This is a genomic window from Rhodoplanes tepidamans (assembly GCF_030813915.1).
Classification (GTDB): Bacteria; Pseudomonadota; Alphaproteobacteria; order Rhizobiales; family Xanthobacteraceae; genus Rhodoplanes; species Rhodoplanes tepidamans.
The window spans coordinates 317,401-336,895 of record NZ_JAUSUJ010000002.1; the positions used below are offsets into that span (position 1 = coordinate 317,401).

Sequence of the window (19,495 nt, forward strand, 5' to 3'; positions counted from 1 at the left end):
AGGTATTGATCAGGAAAGGGAAAACCCCTGCGACTCGGAACGCTCAGCCCCGCCCGAACAGGTAGGGCGACGTGCCCTGCCAGAGCAGCGCGACCGAGATCAGGAAGATCAGGATGTAGCTGATCTTGTAGAACAGCTCGGTCGGGGTCCGCCGCACCAGCCAGATGCCGAGGAAGTTGCTGACGACCGCGAGCGGCAGCAGCACCGTGGAGGTGCCGAGCGCCTCGCCGGTGAAGTGGCCGAGCGCGAAATACGGCACCACCTTCAGGGCGTTCACCACCGCGAAGAAGATCGTCGTGGTGCCGACCAGGCGCAGCTTGGGCAGCTTCTGGGGCAGCACGAACACCTGGAAGGGCGGCCCGCCGCCCTGCGACAGGGTCGAGGTGAAGCCCGACAGCCCGCCCCAGAACACGCCGGCGACCGGGCTCGGCCGCTTCACGGCGGCGGGCGGGCGGCCGAACCAGACGTTCATCACGAAGCCGAGCCCGATGAGGCCGACCGCCACCCGGATGACGTCGTCCGACACATGCGCCGCGATCGCCCAGGCGAGCCCCACCCCGAGGGTGGCGCCGGTCAGCAGCACCTTCAGGTTCCAGGGGTCCCAGTCGCGGCGATAGACCCACACCGAGATGATGTCCTGGATGATGACGATCGGCAGCAGGATGGCGGCGGCCTGCAGGGGCGGCGCGTAGAGCGCGAGCAGCGGCGTCGCCATGGTGCCGACGCCGGCGAAGCCGCCCTTCGACAGGCCGATGGCGATCACGGCCGGCAGGGCGACGAGGTAGAAGACGGGATCCTGGATGATGTCCACGGTCGACAGACGGCGAGAGGGGGTGCGGCAGGGGCCGCGCATCAAAGCCGATCCGCGCTCGCCACGCCAGCGCGGATTAGTCCCGGCGGCCGAGATCGGACCTGCGGCGAACCTGCATCGGACCTGCGCCGCGCCTGCGCCGGGCCTGCGGCGGATCCGCCGGCGCGCCGCCGACGACCAAAGGCTAAGGGGCAACACTCTTGCAAACCAGCGCGAGTGCGGCACAATCGCGGCCAAAAGCCCCCGGGACAGCAAATGGCAGCCGCGTCCGGAGCCCTCGCGCACACGAGGGCCCGCTGGCATGCCGATCAGGAGGAAGCGACGTGACGACATCCGCATCCGCAATGCATCTGGAATCCGGTCGGCAGGAGAGCGTCGGCGCCAGCCGGTATCACGACGTGTATGCCCGGTCGCTGGCCGACCCGGTCGGCTTCTGGAGCGAGGCGGCCGAGGCGATCGACTGGTACGAGAAGCCGAAGACGATCTTCGATCCGAAGGCCGGCGCCTATGGCCGCTGGTTCGTCGGCGGCGTCTGCAACACCTGCTACAACGCGGTGGACCGCCACGTCCTCGGGGGCCGCGCCAACCAGCCGGCCCTGATCTACGACTCGCCCGTCACGGCGACCAAGCGCGTCTACACCTACGGCGATCTCCTGCAGGAGGTGCGCACCCTCGCCGCCATCCTGCGCGACTTCGGGGTCGGCAAGGGCGACCGCGTGATTCTCTACATGCCGATGGTGCCGGAGGCGCTGATCGGCATGCTGGCCTGCGCCCGCATCGGCGCCATCCACTCGGTGGTGTTCGGCGGCTTCGCGGCCAAGGAGCTCGCCACCCGCATCGACGACGCCAAGCCGAAGGTGATCCTCACCGCGAGCTGCGGCATCGAGCCGGGCCGCGTCGTCGCCTACAAGCCGCTGCTCGACGCCGCCATCACGTTCGCGTCGGAGAAGCCCTCCGCCGTGCTGGTGCTGCAGCGGCCGCAGACCCAGGCCGAGCTGATCCCGGGACGTGATCACGACTGGGCGACGCTGCGCGCCACCGCGCTGAAGTCCGGCCGCGTCGCCGAATGCGTCCAGGTCGCGGCGACCGATCCGCTCTACATCCTCTACACGTCGGGCACCACCGGCAAGCCGAAGGGCGTGGTGCGCGACAACGGCGGCCACATGGTCGCGCTCAAGTGGACGATGCCGAACCTCTACGGCGTCGAGCCCGGCGAGGTGTACTGGGCGGCCTCCGACGTCGGCTGGGTGGTCGGCCACTCCTACATCGTCTACGCGCCGCTGCTGCACGGCTGCACCACCATCCTGTACGAGGGCAAGCCGATCGGCACGCCGGACGCGGGCGCCTTCTGGCGGGTGATCTCCGAGCACAAGTGCGTGACCATGTTCACGGCGCCGACGGCGTTCCGGGCGATCAAGAAGGAGGATCCGGACGCCAAGCTGCTCGCCAAGTACGACCTGTCGCTGCTGCGTACCCTGTTCCTGGCCGGCGAGCGCGCCGACCCCGACACGGTGATGTGGGCGGAGCGCATCCTCGGCGTGCCGGTGATCGATCACTGGTGGCAGACCGAGACGGCGTGGGCGATCGCCGGCAACCCGGTCGGCCTCGGCCGCCTGCCGGTGAAGCCGGGCTCGCCGACCGTCGCGATGCCGGGCTACGACGTGCGCATCGTCGACGAGGGCTGCCACGAGCTGCCCGCCAACAAGATGGGCTCGATCGTCGTCAAGCTGCCGCTGCCGCCCTCCTGCCTGCCCACCCTGTGGCAGCAGGACGACCGTTTCGTGGAGAGCTATCTCCACGAGTATCCGGGCTACTACAAGACCGCGGATGCCGGCTTCAAGGACGAGGACGGCTATCTCTACATCATGGGGCGCACCGACGACATCATCAACGTCGCGGGCCACCGCCTCTCGACCGGCGGCATGGAGGAGGTTCTGGCCTCGCACCAGGACGTCGCCGAATGCGCCGTCATCGGCATCAAGGACGAGCTCAAGGGCGAGGTGCCGTGCGGCTTCGTCGTCCTCAAGTCCGGCGTCGAGAAGAAGCCGAGCGACGTCGAGCAGGAGATCGTCAAGCTGGTGCGCGACAAGATCGGCCCGGTCGCGGCCTTCAAGATCGCCATCTGCGTCAACCGGCTGCCGAAGACGCGCTCCGGCAAGATTCTCCGCGGCACCATGAAGAAGATCGCCGACCACGACCCGTGGACCATGCCGGCCACCATCGACGACCCGTCCGCGCTGGACGAGATCGACGCGGCGCTGAAGGGGCACGGCATCGGCGGCGGAGCGTAGAGTGGGCGCTGACGCCAGCGGGATGTGATGCTGCAGCCTTCTCCCTCCCCCGCTCGCGGGGGAGGGTCGGGGAGGGGGCCGCGCCGTCAGGTCGCTTGAGTCGCGACTCAAGGTGCGCCGACCGCGGGTTTCACCCTGTCCCTACGAGCCGGGAGAGAGCTGGTCGCGAGGTGCGGCTAGCCAACAAGCCTTCCGGTTCGGTGTTTCTTGATTCACTGATCATTTTAAGGCTGCATGAAGCTCGTCGTCGACCAGAGGTTTGGGTTTCGCTCGGTCGCTGGACCGCCAGCCGCCCATTCTCCGACGGACTAATTTCTTTGGTGCCTCGCGGAAATCGGGAGCGAGCAGGCTGTGACGGGGCAGATTTTAGCGGTCGCCAACATGAAGGGCGGCGTCGGCAAGACGACGACCGTCGTCAGTCTCGCCGAGACCATCGCAGCCGCCACCGACGAGCCGGTGCTCGTGATCGATCTCGACCCCCAGGCCAGTGCCTCGATCGCGATCGCCGGGGACGACGCTCTCGCCTCGTTGATCAAGAAGGGTCGCTCCCTGGAGGTGTTTCTAGAGCAACGGCTGATTCGACGGCAAGGCGTGAGCCTTGTCTCCAAGGTCCAGCGCGCCGGTGACGTAACGCATCGGGGACAGCCATTGAACCTGTCTCTCTTGGCTTGTGGACCTCACCTCAGGATCACGGAACGTGAAATCCTCATCGAACTGATCGATCAGAATCTCGGTTTCCGAGCTGTCGAGACGAAGATTTGCCAAGAGCTACAGCGTGAGTTCGAGGATCTGCGGCGACGTTTCAGCTACGTCATTCTCGATTGTGCGCCCGGAATCTCGCCCGTGACCGAGGCGGCGATCCGTTTGAGCGATGCGGTCGTGGTGCCCACCATCGCGGATTTCCTTTCGGTGATGGGACTTAACGCCTTCTGCCGAAGCCTCTGGGATCACGATCCGAGTCGTTTCCTGCCCATGCCGGCCAAACCCCATGTCCTGGTCACGCGCTGGCAGCAGAACGTGCGTCAGCAACGCGACTTTCTGGAGCAACTGGTCGCCGAAGCCGAAGCTGAAGACGCTCACTTCGGGCTGTTCAAGACGAGGGTTCCGCAATCCGCGGCCTTGGCGAGCGCCCTCGGAAAAACCGGGACGCAGGCCTATCGTGACAAGTACGGCTCAGACGTCGTAAACACTCTCGCAAGCCTGATCAAAGAACTGAAGGAAGTCATCGTATGCCGCTCGACATCGACGGCACCGCCGTCCTCAGGGCTATCACAAACGCCCCCGAAATCTTCAAGGATGTCGATAAGGACCTGACCGAGTTCGCCCACAAGGTCGTCGTCAAGCAGCTGAAGGCGAAGGGGACCACGGTCGACCAGATCCGCTCGATCTATCGGGTCGTCGGCGGCGAGAACTTCGGCCTGATCGCGGACAGCCTGCCGGATGGCGGCAAGGCTATCTTGGCCAAGGTGGACAAGCACAATCCCGATCTCGGGGCTGCGGACACTGCACGGCTTCGCGAGCATCTCGTCGGGCTGGCTCGCGGCACGATCGATGCCGTCGCCAAGCAGGTCGGGACTCAGAAGGCTTCCCGGACGAAGCAAGCTGCCGGACGTGAGCGCAAGGCAAAGACTCCTGCGAAACGTGCCATTTCGGCGAAAGCTTACGAAGCGACGTGGGACGGGAAGAATCGCGACGATTGATGCGGCTCGCCGTCGTCACGGCTCCGGCCTGATCCGCTTCAGGATCAGCACCGCGAGATCACCGCTCGGGGTGAAGTCGGTCTTGCGCATCTCGAACGTGGTGGGGCCGATCTTCTTCACGCCGGTGCCGCAGAAGCTGACCAGGCTGTCGGGGTCGCCCTTGTCGACGACGAGGCGGAAGTCGCGGATCGGGCCGGACCAGTTGGCGCCGGTCGTGAGCACGTAGTCGATGCGCTGCTCGCTGTAGGGCGGGCCGAAGTCCGACCCCGCCGCCTTGCGGGCGCGGTCGAGCGTCGCCATCAGGTCGCGCTCGACGCAGTACGTCTTCACCTGCTCGGCGACCTCGGGCTCCCGCGCCATCGACGGCGCGCCGAGCGAGGTCTGCACGCTCAGCCCCACGCTCGGCTGGTAGCGATGCGCGATCACGGTCTCGGCGCGGGCCGGGAAGGTCTGCTGCCAGTAGAACGTGGTCTTCAGGCTCCAGCGCGGCGCCAGATGCCGCTCCATCCCCTTGCCGGCGTCGTACTCGTCGACATAGGCGAGGCCGAGCGTCACGAGCTCGTCCCAGCGGGCCGGCGGCAGGCGGTCGAGGGCGTCGCCGGTCGACCGCAGATGCGGCGCCAGCGGTACGCCGAGCCCCTGCAGCAGCGCCGTGCGGTCGACCCCGTCCGGGCCGGTGACGCGCTGCTCGACCGCGGTCGTGACGGGCTTGCCGTTCACCGTGGTGACGAAGCCGAGCAGGTTGACCGGGTCCTCGGTCGGCACCGCGACGTTCCAGTCGGGACCGTCGACCTTGATCTCCGGCATCGGGAAGGCGACGTGCACGGTCACGTCGCGGTCGGCCGTGTTGGTGAAGCGGTAGAGGACGCGGATCTCGGCGGCCGAGACGAACAGGTCCTCGGACGTCATCTCGACGGCGTCGTTCTTGACGAACACCAGCCCGCCGGTGGCGAGCTCGGCGGTGGAATCGTTGGCCCGCACGGGGGCGGCGAGCGCGACCGCGCAGGCGGCCGCGATGGTCAGGACCGTGGTCCGCATGATCACCTCCGAGGATCGGCTGCGGCGGGGGTGCGTCCGATATGCGCGCGGCGGCGCCGCTAGTCCAGGCCGGCGGCGCGCGCCGCGGCGGCCACCGCCATGCCGGTGGCGACGGCCAGGAAGTCGTTGCGGCCGACCAGCATGACCAGCGCGCCGGCGCCGACCGCGAGCGCCGTGGCGGCGCCGCCGTTGGCGACGATCGGCAGCACCGTCGCGGCCAGGATCGAGCCGGGCAGGGCGGCGAGCATGCGCTGGATCCGCGCCGTCAGCGGCACCCGCCCCATGATCCAGTAGCCGCCGGCCCGCATCGCATAGGTGACGAGCGCCATCGCGGCGATCGCCACCCAGACGCCGAGATCGAGGCCGCCGGGATCAGTCGCGCCGGTCATCCATCAGGCCTCCCGTCACGGCGCCGGCGACCGCCCCGGCCACGATGAAGAACCAGCCGCCGACCAGCCGCTCGACCGCGAGCGCGACGGCGCCGGCCACCACCCACGGCACGGCGGCGCGGCGGCCGCGCCACAGCGGCACCAGCATGGCGGCGAAGAACACCGGCATGATCAGGTCGATGCCCCAGCGTCTCGGCTCCGCCACCAGCGTGCCGAGCAGGTAGCCGAGCTGGGTGAAGCACAGCCAGAAGCTCGCCAGCAGCACGCTGGCGCCGATGAACACGCCGGCGTCGCTGCCGCCCTCGTTGCGGTAGCGCATCGAGACGATCCAGCTCGGATCGGAGGTGAGGTGCAGCATCGGGTAGAACCACGGCGGCATGCGCCCCATCCACGGCCGCAGCGTCGCCGTGATCAGCAGCATGCGGGCGTTCACGGTGAGGGCGATCAGGGCGAGCCCGAGCACGGCGCCGGGCGAGAAGGTCCGCGGCCACAGCTCCAGCACCACGAGCTGCGAGGCGGAGGCGAACATGGTGACGCACATCACCAGGTTCTCGGCGAAGCCGAGCCCGACCCGCGCCGCCGAGGCGCCGGTCGCCATGGCGATGGCCATCATGCCGGGCATCACCGGCAGCGCCAGCCGCGCGCCGTGGAGCATCCCGGCGCGGGTGATGGGCACGGCGCCGGACGGAGGAGTCGACGACGTCGGTGGGGATGGAGGGGCCGTCATGGCGAGCCGGAGCGTCGAGGAGGGGAGCGCCGAAGAGGTGTGAGGGTGTCGCCTCTCTCCGCGCGGGGAGAGGGTCTCCGCCGGCGCCGGGATGACGGCCCCGGCGACGGGAACCGGTGTCCTCAAACGAAAACGCCCGCGATCCGCGGGCGTTCTCGCATCTGGCTGTCGCCCGGGTCAGCCGGTCGGCTGGGGCTCCATGTCGCCGGCGCTCGGCGGCTCGGGCCGGGGCCGCGGCTTGCCGGCGGTCGGCACCGCCGAGCCGCGCGGGCCGGAGGGCTCGATCACCGACTCGCGGTTCGGCCGCTTGCCGGCGAGCAGGTCCTTGATCTCGTCGCCGGTCAGCGTCTCGAACTCGAGCAGGCCCTTGGCGAGCGTCTCGAGCTGGTCGCGCTTCTCGGTGAGGATCTTGGTCGCCTCCTGATGGCCTTCCTCGACCAGCCGCCGGACCTCGGCGTCGATCTTCTGGGCCGTGTTCTCCGACACGTTCTGCTGCCGGGCGACCGACATGCCGAGGAACACCTCGTCCTGGTTCTCGCCGTAGGCGACGGCGCCGAGCTCGGGCGAGAAGCCCCAGCGCGTCACCATCATGCGGGCGAGGCGGGTCGCCTGCTCGATGTCGGACTGGGCGCCCGAGGTGACCTTGTCGCGGCCGAAGATCATCTCCTCGGCCACCCGGCCGCCCATCATGATGGCGAGCCGCGAGGTCATCTGCTCGAAGCTCATCGACAGCTTGTCGCGCTCGGGCAGCTGCATGACCATGCCGAGCGCCCGGCCGCGCGGGATGATGGTCGCCTTGTGGACCGGGTCGGTCGCCTTGACGTTGAGGGCGACGATCGCGTGCCCGCCTTCGTGATAGGCGGTCAGCATCTTCTCTTCCTCGGTCATGACGAGCGACTTGCGCTCGGCACCCATCATGACCTTGTCCTTGGCGTCCTCGAACTCGACCTGGGTGACCATGCGCTTGTTGCGCCGGGCCGCCATCAGGGCCGCCTCGTTGACGAGGTTCATCAGGTCGGCGCCCGAGAAGCCGGGGGTGCCGCGGGCGACGGTCTTGAGGTTCACGTCCGGCGCCAGCGGCACCTTGCGGACATGGACCTTCAGGATCTGCTCGCGGCCGACGACGTCCGGGTTCGGCACCACGACCTGGCGGTCGAAGCGGCCGGGACGCAGCAGCGCCGGGTCGAGCACGTCGGGCCGGTTCGTCGCGGCGATGAGGATGATGCCCTCGTTCGCCTCGAAGCCGTCCATCTCGACGAGCAGCTGGTTGAGGGTCTGCTCGCGCTCGTCGTTGCCGCCGCCGAGGCCGGCGCCGCGATGGCGGCCGACCGCGTCGATCTCGTCGATGAAGATGATGCAGGGCGCGTTCTTCTTGGCCTGCTCGAACATGTCGCGCACGCGCGACGCGCCGACGCCGACGAACATCTCGACGAAGTCGGAGCCCGAGATGGTGAAGAACGGCACGTTGGCCTCGCCGGCGACGGCGCGGGCGATCAGCGTCTTGCCGGTGCCGGGCGGGCCGACCAGGAGCACGCCGCGCGGGATCTTGCCGCCGAGGCGCTGGAACTTGCCGGGGTCACGCAGGAACTCGACGATCTCCTGCAGGTCCTGCTTGGCCTCGTCGACGCCGGCCACGTCCTCGAAGGTGACGCGGCCGTGCGCCTCGGTGAGGAGCTTGGCCCGCGACTTGCCGAAGCCGAGCGCCTTGCCGCCCGCCCCCTGCATCTGTCGCGACAGGAAGATCCACACGCCGATCAGGGCGATGAAGGGCAGCCAGGAGACCAGCAGGGAGACGAACCAGGGCACGTTCTCCTGCTGCGGCCGCGCCGTGATCGACACGCCCTTCTTGTAGAGCTTGTCCACCAGGGTCGGATCGCTCGGCGCATAGGTGTTGAAGCTGCGTCCGTCCGTGAAGGTGCCGTGGATCTCGGGCCCCTGGATCACGACGTCCCGCACGCGCCCCTGGTCGACCTCGTTCAACAGCTGCGAGAAGGCGATGTCCTGCGACACCGAACGCTGCGCCGGATTCTGAAAGAGGGTGAAGAGGGCGAGCAGCAGCAGGACGATGATCACCCAGAGGGCAAAATTCCGCAGGTTTGCGTTCATCAGGCGTCCTCGTGCCCCGTGGCTCTCGATGAAACCGTGGGCGGTTGGCAGGCGAATTCCAGGCCGCACGCGCCGGTGTGTCGGGGCATGACGCCAATGTAAGAGCCTCGCCCCCGCCCCACAAGCGCGCCGCATCCCCTGCGACCACATTGCGGGCCCCGTGGTGAACGGCTTTTCCTCACGTTTCCGTGGGGTTCGGCACCGGACCGGCAGGCGCCGGCGCGGCGTTTCGTCCGTGCCGGCGGGGCGGAGCGGGCTCGATCGTCAGTCGTCCTCCCGACAACGTCACCATCGCACCGGCGAGCGTGCGGCGAAACCGCGCAGCCGGGGCGGGCCCGGCGCAGGCCGCGGCCAGCGCCTCCGCCACGTCCTCGAGCTTGCCGAGCTCGACCGGCCCCTCGGTGCCGGCGGCTGCGACCAGCCGGCCCAGCAGGCGCAGGCGCAGCTCGGCCGGCGCCCGTACCCAGCCCGCGGCCGCGATCGTCGCGGCGGCGCCGGGCCGGAGGTCGGGCACGGCGAGGTCGGCGGCGAGCCGCTCGACCGCCGCCTCCAGGGCCGCGTCGGCCCGCCGCATGCGGGCGGCGAGCTGGGCGAGCCTCGCCGCCGACAGGCCCTCGGCGGCGAGGCCGGGCAGCATCCCGCGCAGCCGCGAACGAGTGAATCGCGGATCACGGTTCGACGGATCGTCCGCCCAGGGGATGCCGGCAGCCGCCAGGGTGGCGACGAGCCGGGCCTTCGGGATGTCGAGGAACGGCCGGACGAGCCACAGCGCCCCGTCCCGCGCCCCGCCGGCGGGGCGGGCCGGCGGCGGGGCGGGCCCGGAGACCGGCAGCGGGCTCACCCGGGCCATGCCGGCGAGGCCGGCGACGCCGCTGCCGCGGGCGAGCCGGAACAGCACCGTCTCGGCCTGGTCGTCGCGGGTGTGGGCGGTGAGCACATGGGCGGCGCCGGCCGCCCGGGCGGCCTCGGCGAGCAGGCGGTAGCGCGCCGCGCGCGCCGCCTCCTGCAGGCCGGCCGCCGGCTTGTCGCCGGTCCAGCGCAGGGTGTGGTGGGCGAGGCCGAGGTCCCCGGCGAGCGCCGCGACCGCCAGCGCCTCGGCGGCGGCGCCGCGGCGCAGCCCGTGGTCGACCGTGGCGGCGACGAGGCGGGGCCCGGCGTCGAGCCCGGCCCGCCAGCGCGCGGCGAGGACCAGCAGGGCGGTGGAGTCGGGCCCGCCCGACACGGCGAGGAGCAGGGCCGGAAGATGCGCGAGGCCGGCGAACAGCGTGGCCGCCTCGGCGCCGCCTAGCGGCGCGAGGCCGCCGGGCGGCGCGTCGGCGCCGCCGGCCGTCAGGTCGGCCGCGAGAGGGGCGGCCGGAGGATCACAGGCAGCGCACACGCTTCTGTTCGCGCTCGACCGCCTGCTTGACGTTGACCGAGGCGCGCGGGTAGCGGGCGCCGACCTGGGCGAAGCTGGCGCAGGCCATCTCCTTCTGGTTCATGGCGGCCAGCGACTGGCCGAGCCGCAGGAAGGCGTCGGCCCCCTTCGGGTTGCTGCCGGCCCGCTGGGTCAGCGCCAGGAAGGCGTCGGCCGCCTCCTTGTAGGACTTCCTCAGGAACAGGCTCTCGCCCAGCCAGTACTGCGCGTCGGCGGCCAGCCGGTCGTTGGGATGCTTGCGCAGGAAGTCGCGAAACGTCTGCTCGGCGAGCGCGTAGTCCTTGCGCAGCACGTAGCCGTAGCCGAGGTCGTACTCGTCCTTGGCGGAGCTGCCCGGCGGCAGGGTGGCGACCTGAGCCCCCGTCGCATTGGGGTTGCGCGGCGGCGGCGCCGGCAGGGCCCCTCCGCCCGGCGCACCACGGCCGAGCGACGGGTCCGACGCCGCGGCGGCCGCCATGCTGGAGAGGTCGAGCGGCGCGCCGGGCTGGCCGAGGACGCGCGGCGCCCCGGGGGCGTCGGGCCGCTGGCTCGGATCGAAGGCGTCGCCGCGCCGGCCGCGGCCGGCCGGCGCCGGGGTCGCGGTGGTGTCGGCCGAGGCATAGGCCGGATTGCCGCCGTAGGACGGCTGGGACGGCGGCGGCAGATCGGTCGCGCCGGCGGGCGGCGCATAGGCCTGCTCGGCCGGAGCCGGGGCCTCGCCGCGCCGGCCGGGGGGCGGTGCCGGGGCGGCGCGTCCGCCGCCGCGGCCGAGCTCCTGGAAGCGGAACTCGTAGTCCTCCTGCATGCGCTTGAGCTGCTGCTCCAGCTGGTGGTTCTTGAACTGCGCCTGCTCGAGATCGCCGGTCAGCCGGCGCATCTGCCCCTCGAGCTGGTTGAGCCGCACCACCAGGTCGGCCTCCGACATCTGCGCGGACGCCGGCGTCGCGGCGATCAGCAGCAACAGGCACGTCGCTCCCGCGAGCGCGGGTCGTAAGCCTCCGCGGGTCATGTCCGGATCACCTCGAAAGAGAAATGCAGGCCCACCATAGATCGGCCTGCGTCGAAATTGTGACTGACGCCGGCCCCGCCGTCCTCAGGATTTCCCGAGCTTGCCGAGCAGGGTCTTGGCGCTGGCATCCCATTCGCGCCGCTGGGTCGCGACCTTGGCGGCTGCGGCTCCGACCCGGGTGGCGGCTTCGGTGCCGCGCGTGGCGATCAGTCTCTGCAGGCCGGCGACGTCGACGTCCGCCGAGGCCGGGCTCGCCGCCGGCGCGGTTCGAACCTCGCGGCCGCTCGGAGCGAAGATCTTGAGCTTCTCGGTCATCGCATGTCACCTTTCGAGCTCGCGGAGCGCACGGTGGAAGATCGCCCGGGTCTCGGCGGCGAGCCCCGTCATGATGCTTTCGAGGCCGGGATCGATCTCCAGCGGATCCTCGGTCGGCGTCTCCGGTCCCCCCGCGCCCGCGACCATGACGACATCGTTGCCGTCGATCGATATCACGAGGTTCTTTACCGTTCCATTCTCGTCGTAGGACATGGGAACGGCCAGGACCCACGCAAGGTCACGCCAGACGAGCGATCGCCGCGCCCGGTTCTGGGGGCCCGGAAGGGAGTACTTGCGCGACACGACGTCGTGAACGGCGCCGTTGCGGCGAACCTTGGTGAGCATGAGCTGCGATGCGCCGGTCCGCGAGCCCCACACCGCGCCCATGATCGAGCCCTCGATCGGCAGGGTCAGGCCATCGTCGGCGAAACCGTCGTAGCCGGCGCTGTGCTGGAGCCGAAGGTAGCGCGGCTCGCCGTCGATGCCCGTCGCGTGAACCGTCTGCTCGGGCAGGGCGACGGCGACGCGGACATGGCGGGGTCCGGCGACCGGCGCCATCAGGGCCGGCGGAAGCTCGTCGAGAATGCCCAGGAACAGGGTGCGCACGGCCTCGCAGGCCTGCCGGTAGATCCTCGGGATGTCGAAGAGATCGGTGCGGATCCGGACCCGGGCCGTCTCGGCCCCGATCTGGACGAGGTCGAAGGTCCGGTCCTCGTCGACGTCGAAGTCGAGCACGCCGATCGGGGCCGGCAGGACCACGGGCCGCAGGCGCCCGACCCCACGGGTGTTGAGGAAGTTGCGGCCGAAGATCGCGGTGCGGGCGAGGCTCGGCAGCCACGTGTAGCGGGTCGGCGGCGGCTCGCCGGCCGCCTTGTCCTCGATGCCGACCGCGATCGTGATCGCGTCCGGGTCGAGGGTCCGCTCTACGTCGAACAGCCAGACCGGCAGGTTGGAGACGAAGCCGCCATCGACATAGAGGCACCCGGCCGCATCCCCCGAGACGGTCCGAGGAGCGAAGACGAGCGGCAGGCAGGCCGATGCCGCGACCGCGTCGGCGACGACCGCGGCCGGCGTCGTCTCCGGCGAGAACACGTGCCTTTGTCGCGTCGAGATGTCGGTGGCGACGATCTTGAGGGTCGGCCGGCCGGTCGCGTCGCCGAAGTCGCGGAAGCGGACGACGCCGTCGGCCGGCCCGACCTTCTCGGCCAGCAGGGTCCCGAGCCCGTCGCGGAACGTGTCGAGGCTGGCCAGTCCGCCGAGCAGCCGCCGCCCGGCCCACAGCAGCAGCGCGAGCCCGGCGAGGCTCGCCACCAGATAGGCGAGCAGTGCGACGGGCAGGCCGAAGGCCGCGACGACGGAGAGGGCGACCAGTCCCAGCAGGGCGAGCACGACCGGCCGGCGGTGCCAGGACAGCCACGCGCCGAGTCCGTCGACGGTCCGCCGAAAGGCCGAGATGGCGCGCCAGCCGGCGCGCCCGAACAGCCGCCCGGCCAGCGCCGCGCCCGGCCTGGTGGAACCGAGGCAGGTCGTTCGGCGTACCGGATCGATCAGGTCGTCGGCCCGGAATCCGGCGGCGGCGAGGGCCGCGACGATGGCCCCAGCCGACGTGCCCGCGACGCCGACGACGCGGGACCCGGGCTCCGCGCTCGCCAGCGCCTCTTCGAGGGCCTTCAGGGCGCCGACATGGGCGATCCCCTTGGCCCCGCCGCCCTCGAAGGCCACCAGCAGCCGCAGCGCGTTCGCCATGCGTCCCGTCCCCGTCGAACGGCGGGCATGGTGCAGGGATGGCGCGGCTAAATCAATGCGTGTGGCCGTGTCTCGTCGCTGCGTCGGCGCGCCCGCGGCCACGCGGTCGCGGCGAGGCGGCGCGACGGGCGGTCACGAGCTGGCGTTGAGCACGGTGACGGCGCGGCGGTTCTGCGACCAGCAGGAGATGTCGTTGCAGACGGCGACCGGGCGCTCCTTGCCGTACGAGATGGTGCGCATGCGCTGGGCCGGGATGCCGCGCGAGATCAGGTAGTCGCGGACCGTCTGGGCGCGCCGGGCGCCGAGCGCGATGTTGTACTCGCGGGTGCCGCGCTCGTCGGCGTGGCCCTCGATCGTGAACGCGTATTGGGCGTAGTTCTGCAGCCACTGGGCCTGCTTCTCCAGCGTCTGGCGGGCCTGCGGGGTGAGGTCCGACGAATCGCTCTCGAAGAAGACGCGGTCGCCCACGTTGACGACGAAATCCTGCTGGCTGCCCGGCACGGCGGCGCCGCCGAGGCCGGCCGCGTTCGGGTCGTTCGGCTTGTTGGCGCATGCCGCGATCAGGAGCGCGCCCGCGAGCGCGGCCGCGATCCTTGCACCGGTACGCAGACGTGAAACTTTCGGCATGCCGTCACTCCTTATCAACCTGCTCGGTGCCGGTTGGCCCCCCGGCTCGAGGCGTGACTGATGGTCTAGCCCCGGCTTCGTTAAGCGAAGGTTCCGTCAACCTTGACGCAGCGTTGCCGCGCCCCCCTGGAGTTCCGGAATCGGCGGAAACCGTTTGGAATGGTTAATGGGTCGTGAACGCGGCGGCAGCGTGGCGAGGCTGCGCAGCGGGGGCGGTTTCCGGCTAGTCGGAGGCGGACAGGGCAGGGCGCCCACGCTCCTTCTCCCCGCTCGCGGGGAGAAGGTCGGGATGAGGGGGCTTCTCGTGGAAACGGAGGCGGGGGGGCCCCCCGCGGGGGGGGGCGCCCCGCGCGCCCCCCCCCCCCCCCCCCCCCCGGCCGCCCCCCCCCCCCCCCCCACCCCCCACCTCTCCCCGCGCGCGGGGAGAGGTCGGGGGGCTCGGCGCGAGCCTCAGCTCAAGAGCGGCGACCAAGCCGGGTCGGAGGCGAAGCTCGGGGTGCGGACGCGCTGCTCGTTGCGGCCGGTGATGTCGACCGTGTAGAGGGCCGGGCCCGAGCCGGGGTCGCGGAAGAACATGATCACCCGGCCGTTGGGCGCGAAGGTCGGGCCCTCGTTGTGGTAGCCGTCGGTCAGCAGGCGCTCGCCGGAGCCGTCCGGCTTCATGATGCCGATGCCGAAGCGGCCGCCGCCCTGCTTGGTGAAGGCGATGAAGTCGCCGCGCGGCGACCACACCGGGGTCGAGTAGGAGCCGTCGCCGAAGCTGATGCGCTGGGCGCCGCCGCCGCCGGCCGACATGACGTAGATCTGCTGCTTGCCGCCGCGGTCGGACTCGAAGCAGATGCGCGAGGCGTCCGGCGAGAAGCACGGCGCCGTGTCGATCGCCGGCGTGTCGGTGAGCCGGGTGGTCGCCTTGGAGCGCAGATCCATCACGAACAGGTTGGAATTGCCGCCCTGCTGCAGGCTCATGATGACGCGCTGGCCGTCCGGCGAGAAGCGCGGCGAGAAGGTCATGCCCGGGAAGTTGCCGACGATCTCGCGCTGGCCGGTCTCGACGTTGAGCAGGTAGACCCGCGGGTCGCCCTGCCCGAACGACATGTAGGTGATCTCCTGGGTCGTCGGCGAGAAGCGCGGGGTCAGCACCAGGTCGTCGCCGCGGGAGAGGTAGCGGACATTGGCGCCGTCCTGGTCCATCAGGGCGAGCCGCTTGATGCGGCGCTCCTTCGGCCCGGTCTCGTCGACGAAGACGATGCGGGTGTCGAAATAGCCCTTCTCGCCGGTCAGCCGCTCGTAGATGGCGTCCGAGATGATGTGGGCGATGCGGCGCAGGTTGTCGGGCGAGGTGAAGTACTGCTGGCCGGTGAGCTGGGCGGCGCCGAAGACGTCCCACAGCCGGAACTCGGCCTTGAGCCGGCCGTCGGCCTGGCGGGTCAGCCGGCCGGTCACCAGCGCCTGGGCGTTGATGGCGCGCCAGTCGGGGAAGCGCGGCTGGGTGTCGATGGTGGTGATGCGCTCGATATAGGCGGCCGGATCGATCGGGGCGAACAGGCCGGAGCGGCGCAGGTTCGCCGTGATGATCTGGCTGATGCCGCGCGCCGCCTCGACGTCGGCCGGGCTGCCGCCGACGAAGTCCGGAATGGCGATCGGCACCGGCTGGACGTTGCCCTGGGTGACGTCGATGCGCAGCTGTGCCAGGGCCTCGTGGCCGGGCAGGCCGGAGAGTGCGCCGGCCCCCGCCGCGGCGGCGGACGCGAGCAGCAGGCGGCGTCGGGAGAAACGCACGAGCATCGGGATTCATCCTTTTGCGCCCGGAGGGCGGAGGGTGCCCGCAGGCGGAGCCGGGGACGGCTCTACGGCCGGATCGCGGCAAGGAGACGGCAGAATCGCGCGACCCGGGCCGGGCCGTCAGCCCCGGAACATATCGCGGGGATCGAACGTGACTTCAACATCCTTCCACACATCGTACTTGGCGATGGGGAGACGATAGGGCTGGCAGCGCCGGATCGCCCGCATGGCGGCCTCGGCGGCGATCTGGAAGGCGGGGTGGCCGCCGCGGTTCATCAGGGTCGGGTCGGCCTGCAGGGAGCCGTCCTGGCGCAGTTGCAGCCGCACCCGGACGATCAGCTCGCGGGCGTCGACGGCCCCGGCCGGCGGGTTCCAGCACGCCTGGATCTGGGCCCGCAGGGCGTCGATCTCGCTCTGGGTCAGGGTGGCGGCGCGGCCGGTCGGCAGCCCGAGCGACGCGGTCTGGTTGAGCGTGTCGCCGGTCGCGGCCTCGCGCCGCGGCGACTGCTTGTCGAGCAGGGCGGCGATCTTCGACGGGTCGAAGGCGTTGCGCTGCTGCTCTTGCTTGCGCTTCTGCTCCTCGGCCCGGCGCTTCTGCTCCTCGAGCTTCTTCTTCTGCTCCTCGGCCTTGCGCTTCTGCTCGTCCTTCTTGCGCTGCTCCTCGGCCTTCTTCATCGCCTCGGCGATCGGGTCGGGCGGCGGCGCCTCGGCGGGCTTGGCCTCGGCCGGCTTCACCTTCTCGGGCTCGGCCTTCTTCTCCGGCTCCGGCTTCTTTTCCGGCTCGGCCTTGGCCTGCTGCGGCTTGGGGTCGGGCTTCTTGGGCTCCGGCGGAATCGGCATCGGCTCGGCCGAGGCGGTCTGGATCGCCGGCTTCTTCTCGATCTTGGTGAGCTCCTCGACCGGCTTCTGCTCGCCCAGCTTCTCGACCAGCGGCTTCGGCGTCTCGGCCTTCTTGGCGGTCTTCACGCCGGCGGTGATCTGCGAGAACTCGCTGTCCGAGATGATGTCGACCGGCAGCGATTCCGATGTGTTGGCCTCCAGCGGCCGCACCACGAAGGCGATCATGCCCCACAGGATGAGGACCGCGTGGCCGATCGCCGATATGGTCAGCGCCTTGCGCAACCGGTCAGGACCCCTGCTCGACCTCGGTGACGAGGGCGACGCGCTTGAAGCCGGCCGCCGACAGCCGCCCCATCACCCGCATGACCGTGCCGTAGTCGACCTTGCGGTCGCCGCGCACATAGATGCGCTCCTCGTAGCCGCCGCGTGCCGAGGTCACGGCGGTCAGCTTGGCGACCAGCTCGTCGATCGGGATCTCGCTTTCCTGGAGATAGACCTGCCCCTGGGTGTTGACCGTGATGGTCAGGGGCTCCTTGTCCTGGTCGAGGCTCTTGGCCTGGCTCTGCGGCAGGTCGATCGGCACGCCGACGGTCAGCAGCGGGGCCGACACCATGAAGATGATGAGCAGCACCAGCATCACGTCCACCATGGGCGTGACGTTGATCTCGGCCATCACGGCGTTGCGGTGCCCGCGGCGCTTGCCCCCGCCGCCACCGCCCATCGACATTCCCATCCCGATCCCGTCCCCGTGCCAGCCGTCCGACCGCGGTCCCCACCGGGGTCGGCCTGAGAAACCACCGTTGTTTCAGCGCCTTGTCGCACCGGAGGCAGGGCCCTCCGGCGGCGGCGCCTCGGGCCCGCGCGTCAGGCCCGCTCGTCGATCTGCCGCGACAGGATCGCGGAGAACTCGTCGGCGAACCCCTCCAGCCGCGAGGCCTGCTTGTTCACCTCGGACGAGAACTTATTGTAGAAAATGGTCGCCGGTATGGCGGCGACGAGGCCGATCGCGGTGGCGAACAGCGCCTCGGCGATGCCGGGCGCCACCACGGCGAGCGAGGTGTTCTTCGACGCGGCGATCGACTGGAACGAGTTCATGATGCCCCAGACGGTGCCGAACAGGCCGACGAAGGGGCTCGCCGAGCCGACCGTCGCCAGCACCAGGAGCCGCCGCTCGAGCCGCTCGACCTCGCGCGCGATGGTGACGTCCATCACCTTCTCGATGCGCATCTGCAGGCCGGCGAAGGACCGGCTCGACCCCTCGAAGCTGCGCTTCCACTCGCGCATCGCGGCGACGAACAGGGCCGCCATGGAGTGGTTCGGCCGCGAGGCGAGCGAGCGGTAGAGCTCCTCCAGCGACTGGCCCGACCAGAACGCCTGCTCGAACTTGTTCATCGCCGAGCGGGTCCGCTGCAGCAGCAGGAACTTCTCGATGGCGATCGCCCACACCCACACGGAGCAGGCGAGCAGCCCGGTCATCACCAGCTTGACGACCCAGTGGGCCTGCCAGAACAGGGTGAAGATCGACAGATCGGCGGACACGCCGGCAGCTTCAGGCATCGTTCGTTTCCAAGGCTCTCCGGCGCCGCTCCGGCGGCGGCACCGCCCGGCGGTCGCAAAAAGATCGCGCCGGCCGAAGCGTTCCGCCCCTGCCGCCGCGCTCCGTTCGGGCATGGATGCGAGCCGTCCCCATTCCCGGCCGACCGACTCCAGGCGAAACGTGACCAAATCGTGGCATCGTCCCGCCGTCCCGCCGGCCAGTACGACGCCGCCGCGGTTAATGCTCGGTAAACGGAGCGAAGTTTGGGCAAGTTCTAGGGATGGACCGTTTCACGACTGCGACGGCGCGGCGCGCGTTACGCCCGCGTTACGTTCGAATGCTTGCGGTGCGGCGTCCGGCCCGCGTGACGACTGGATGACAACGCGGCCGGCATCCCTCCGGACACGGTCCGGAATGCGAAGCGGCCGCCGTCCCGGTCGGGGCGGCGGCCGTCGAGAAAGCCGAGAAGGGCGTCCGGCGGGGGGCGGCGCCGGACCCAGGCGCGGTCGGCTCAGCCCTGCGGCTGGGCGACGTCGGCCGAGGAGCGGCCGCGGCGCTCGGCCATGAACTGGTCGAACTCGGCCTTGTCCTTGGCCATCCGCAGGCGCTCGAGGAAGTCCTTGAACTCGCGCTGCTCCTCCTCCAGCCGCCGGAGCGTCTCGGTGCGGTACTCGTCGAAGGCACGGTTGCCGCTCGTCGGGGCGCCGAACCAGTCGCCGCCGCCGCGGTCCATGCGGTCGCGCATCCGCTCCATCTTGGCCTGCCAGCGGGACATCCCGCGCCCGTTCCAGCAACTCATGCGTCCGCTCCAGAAGGTGAAGGCGAGAAGCGCCAGGCCGATCGGCCACCAGAACACGAATCCGAGGATCGTGAGCGCGATCCAGGCGCCGGAACCGAGATCGTCCAGTTTCGCAACCAAGGGCATGGCGGTCCTCGCAGGGGTCCTCGTGGTGAATGTTAATTACATTTACATAGATACGATCGGGCCCCGGGGTTGTCAAGCGGGGCCGGGTCGCCCGGGCGCGGTTTTCGGGCGGCCCGCCTGCGGCGGCGCGCCACACCGCGGGCCCGCTCCGCAGTGATCGGACGGTTGCTCGAAGACGTGGCTTCGCCGGGATCGTGTGCAAGGTCGCCGGGGCGTCCGGCGCTCCGGGTCGCGCGATCGTGACCCGCGGGGGCCG

General features: G+C 70.5%; 18 protein-coding genes. 3 read left to right on the forward strand and 15 right to left on the reverse strand.

The genetic code is table 11. The features are described 5' to 3' along the window. Positions 1 to 43: 43 nt before the first annotated feature. A complete protein-coding gene (locus J2S22_RS04100) occupies positions 44 to 811 on the reverse strand; it encodes a sulfite exporter TauE/SafE family protein (RefSeq protein ID WP_272775711.1) in 768 nt (255 codons plus the stop codon). A 344-nt stretch (positions 812 to 1,155) separates the two neighbouring features. Between J2S22_RS04100 and J2S22_RS04105 the strand changes: the two genes are divergently transcribed. The 3 genes from J2S22_RS04105 (at position 1,156) to J2S22_RS04115 (ending at position 4,802) form a co-directional block, all read left to right on the forward strand. Continuing rightward, on the forward strand, positions 1,156 to 3,102 hold the full coding sequence (locus J2S22_RS04105) for a propionyl-CoA synthetase (RefSeq protein ID WP_272775854.1): 1,947 nt from the start codon (positions 1,156 to 1,158) through the stop codon (positions 3,100 to 3,102). Positions 3,103 to 3,453: 351 nt separating this feature from the next. Next, positions 3,454 to 4,416: a ParA family protein gene (locus J2S22_RS04110; protein ID WP_272775710.1), complete on the forward strand. Its 963-nt coding sequence runs from the start codon at positions 3,454 to 3,456 to the stop codon at positions 4,414 to 4,416. Continuing rightward, a complete protein-coding gene (locus J2S22_RS04115) occupies positions 4,332 to 4,802 on the forward strand; it encodes a hypothetical protein (RefSeq protein ID WP_272775709.1) in 471 nt (156 codons plus the stop codon). Before J2S22_RS04110 ends, J2S22_RS04115 begins: the two co-directional genes overlap by 85 nt. Positions 4,803 to 4,817: 15 nt before the next feature. Here the strand turns inward: J2S22_RS04115 and J2S22_RS04120 are convergent, their stop codons facing one another. The 14 genes from J2S22_RS04120 to J2S22_RS04185 form a co-directional block, all read right to left on the reverse strand. Further along, a complete protein-coding gene (locus J2S22_RS04120; RefSeq protein ID WP_272775708.1) occupies positions 4,818 to 5,840 on the reverse strand; it encodes a DUF4424 domain-containing protein in 1,023 nt (340 codons plus the stop codon). A 59-nt stretch (positions 5,841 to 5,899) separates the two neighbouring features. Then, on the reverse strand, positions 5,900 to 6,229 hold the full coding sequence (locus J2S22_RS04125; protein ID WP_272775707.1) for an AzlD family protein: 330 nt from the start codon (positions 6,227 to 6,229) through the stop codon (positions 5,900 to 5,902). Further along, the gene (locus tag J2S22_RS04130) at positions 6,213 to 6,905 is read right to left on the reverse strand and encodes an AzlC family ABC transporter permease (RefSeq protein WP_272775706.1); all 693 of its coding nucleotides are present in this window, start codon (positions 6,903 to 6,905) and stop codon (positions 6,213 to 6,215) included. Before J2S22_RS04130 ends, J2S22_RS04125 begins: the two co-directional genes overlap by 17 nt. 228 nt (positions 6,906 to 7,133) lie before the next feature. Further along, positions 7,134 to 9,062, reverse strand: coding sequence for an ATP-dependent zinc metalloprotease FtsH (ftsH, locus tag J2S22_RS04135; protein ID WP_272775705.1), 1,929 nt, complete (start codon positions 9,060 to 9,062; stop codon positions 7,134 to 7,136). Between the two features lie 178 nt (positions 9,063 to 9,240). Beyond that, positions 9,241 to 10,440 (reverse strand): tRNA lysidine(34) synthetase TilS, encoded by a 1,200-nt coding sequence (gene tilS, locus J2S22_RS04140; RefSeq protein WP_307155798.1) that lies wholly within the window; start codon positions 10,438 to 10,440, stop codon positions 9,241 to 9,243. Beyond that, complete coding sequence (gene ybgF / locus J2S22_RS04145; protein ID WP_272775704.1) at positions 10,424 to 11,419, reverse strand: tol-pal system protein YbgF; 996 nt, start codon at positions 11,417 to 11,419, stop codon at positions 10,424 to 10,426. Before ybgF ends, tilS begins: the two co-directional genes overlap by 17 nt. A gap of 132 nt (positions 11,420 to 11,551) precedes the next feature. Next, positions 11,552 to 11,782 carry a hypothetical protein gene (locus tag J2S22_RS04150; RefSeq protein WP_272775703.1) on the reverse strand — a complete coding sequence of 77 codons (231 nt, stop codon included), beginning with the start codon at positions 11,780 to 11,782 and terminating at the stop codon, positions 11,552 to 11,554. A gap of 6 nt (positions 11,783 to 11,788) precedes the next feature. Next, complete coding sequence (locus J2S22_RS04155) at positions 11,789 to 13,528, reverse strand: patatin-like phospholipase family protein (RefSeq protein WP_272775702.1); 1,740 nt, start codon at positions 13,526 to 13,528, stop codon at positions 11,789 to 11,791. Between the two features lie 132 nt (positions 13,529 to 13,660). Next, positions 13,661 to 14,155, reverse strand: a complete 495-nt coding sequence (pal, locus tag J2S22_RS04160; protein ID WP_272775701.1) for a peptidoglycan-associated lipoprotein Pal — start codon at positions 14,153 to 14,155, stop codon at positions 13,661 to 13,663. 450 nt (positions 14,156 to 14,605) lie between these two features. Further along, complete coding sequence (tolB, locus tag J2S22_RS04165) at positions 14,606 to 15,940, reverse strand: Tol-Pal system beta propeller repeat protein TolB (RefSeq protein WP_272780785.1); 1,335 nt, start codon at positions 15,938 to 15,940, stop codon at positions 14,606 to 14,608. Between the two features lie 117 nt (positions 15,941 to 16,057). Next, positions 16,058 to 17,059, reverse strand: a complete 1,002-nt coding sequence (gene tolA, locus J2S22_RS04170; RefSeq protein WP_272780786.1) for a cell envelope integrity protein TolA — start codon at positions 17,057 to 17,059, stop codon at positions 16,058 to 16,060. A 4-nt stretch (positions 17,060 to 17,063) separates the two neighbouring features. Next, entirely contained in the window at positions 17,064 to 17,510 is a 447-nt protein-coding gene (gene tolR / locus J2S22_RS04175; RefSeq protein ID WP_272780787.1) for a protein TolR, read from the reverse strand. Between the two features lie 131 nt (positions 17,511 to 17,641). Further along, the gene (tolQ, locus tag J2S22_RS04180) at positions 17,642 to 18,334 is read right to left on the reverse strand and encodes a protein TolQ (RefSeq protein ID WP_272780788.1); all 693 of its coding nucleotides are present in this window, start codon (positions 18,332 to 18,334) and stop codon (positions 17,642 to 17,644) included. Positions 18,335 to 18,825: 491 nt separating this feature from the next. Next, the gene (locus J2S22_RS04185) at positions 18,826 to 19,239 is read right to left on the reverse strand and encodes a DUF2852 domain-containing protein (RefSeq protein ID WP_272780789.1); all 414 of its coding nucleotides are present in this window, start codon (positions 19,237 to 19,239) and stop codon (positions 18,826 to 18,828) included. Between the last annotated feature and the right edge of the window lie 256 nt (positions 19,240 to 19,495).

What these genes read in the sequence shown, in the direction of transcription:
- J2S22_RS04105 (WP_272775854.1), top strand. Translation starts at nt 1,156, where the DNA reads ATGCATCTGGAATCCGGTCGGCAGGAGAGCGTCGGCGCCAGCCGGTAT.
- J2S22_RS04115 (WP_272775709.1), top strand. Translation starts at nt 4,332, where the DNA reads ATGCCGCTCGACATCGACGGCACCGCCGTCCTCAGGGCTATCACAAAC.
- J2S22_RS04120 (WP_272775708.1), bottom strand. Translation starts at nt 5,840, where the DNA reads ATGCGGACCACGGTCCTGACCATCGCGGCCGCCTGCGCGGTCGCGCTC.
- J2S22_RS04125 (WP_272775707.1), bottom strand. Translation starts at nt 6,229, where the DNA reads ATGACCGGCGCGACTGATCCCGGCGGCCTCGATCTCGGCGTCTGGGTG.
- ftsH (WP_272775705.1), bottom strand. Translation starts at nt 9,062, where the DNA reads ATGAACGCAAACCTGCGGAATTTTGCCCTCTGGGTGATCATCGTCCTG.
- J2S22_RS04150 (WP_272775703.1), bottom strand. Translation starts at nt 11,782, where the DNA reads ATGACCGAGAAGCTCAAGATCTTCGCTCCGAGCGGCCGCGAGGTTCGA.
- J2S22_RS04155 (WP_272775702.1), bottom strand. Translation starts at nt 13,528, where the DNA reads ATGGCGAACGCGCTGCGGCTGCTGGTGGCCTTCGAGGGCGGCGGGGCC.
- pal (WP_272775701.1), bottom strand. Translation starts at nt 14,155, where the DNA reads ATGCCGAAAGTTTCACGTCTGCGTACCGGTGCAAGGATCGCGGCCGCG.
- tolB (WP_272780785.1), bottom strand. Translation starts at nt 15,940, where the DNA reads ATGCTCGTGCGTTTCTCCCGACGCCGCCTGCTGCTCGCGTCCGCCGCC.
- tolR (WP_272780787.1), bottom strand. Translation starts at nt 17,510, where the DNA reads ATGGGAATGTCGATGGGCGGTGGCGGCGGGGGCAAGCGCCGCGGGCAC.
- tolQ (WP_272780788.1), bottom strand. Translation starts at nt 18,334, where the DNA reads ATGCCTGAAGCTGCCGGCGTGTCCGCCGATCTGTCGATCTTCACCCTG.
- J2S22_RS04185 (WP_272780789.1), bottom strand. Translation starts at nt 19,239, where the DNA reads ATGCCCTTGGTTGCGAAACTGGACGATCTCGGTTCCGGCGCCTGGATC.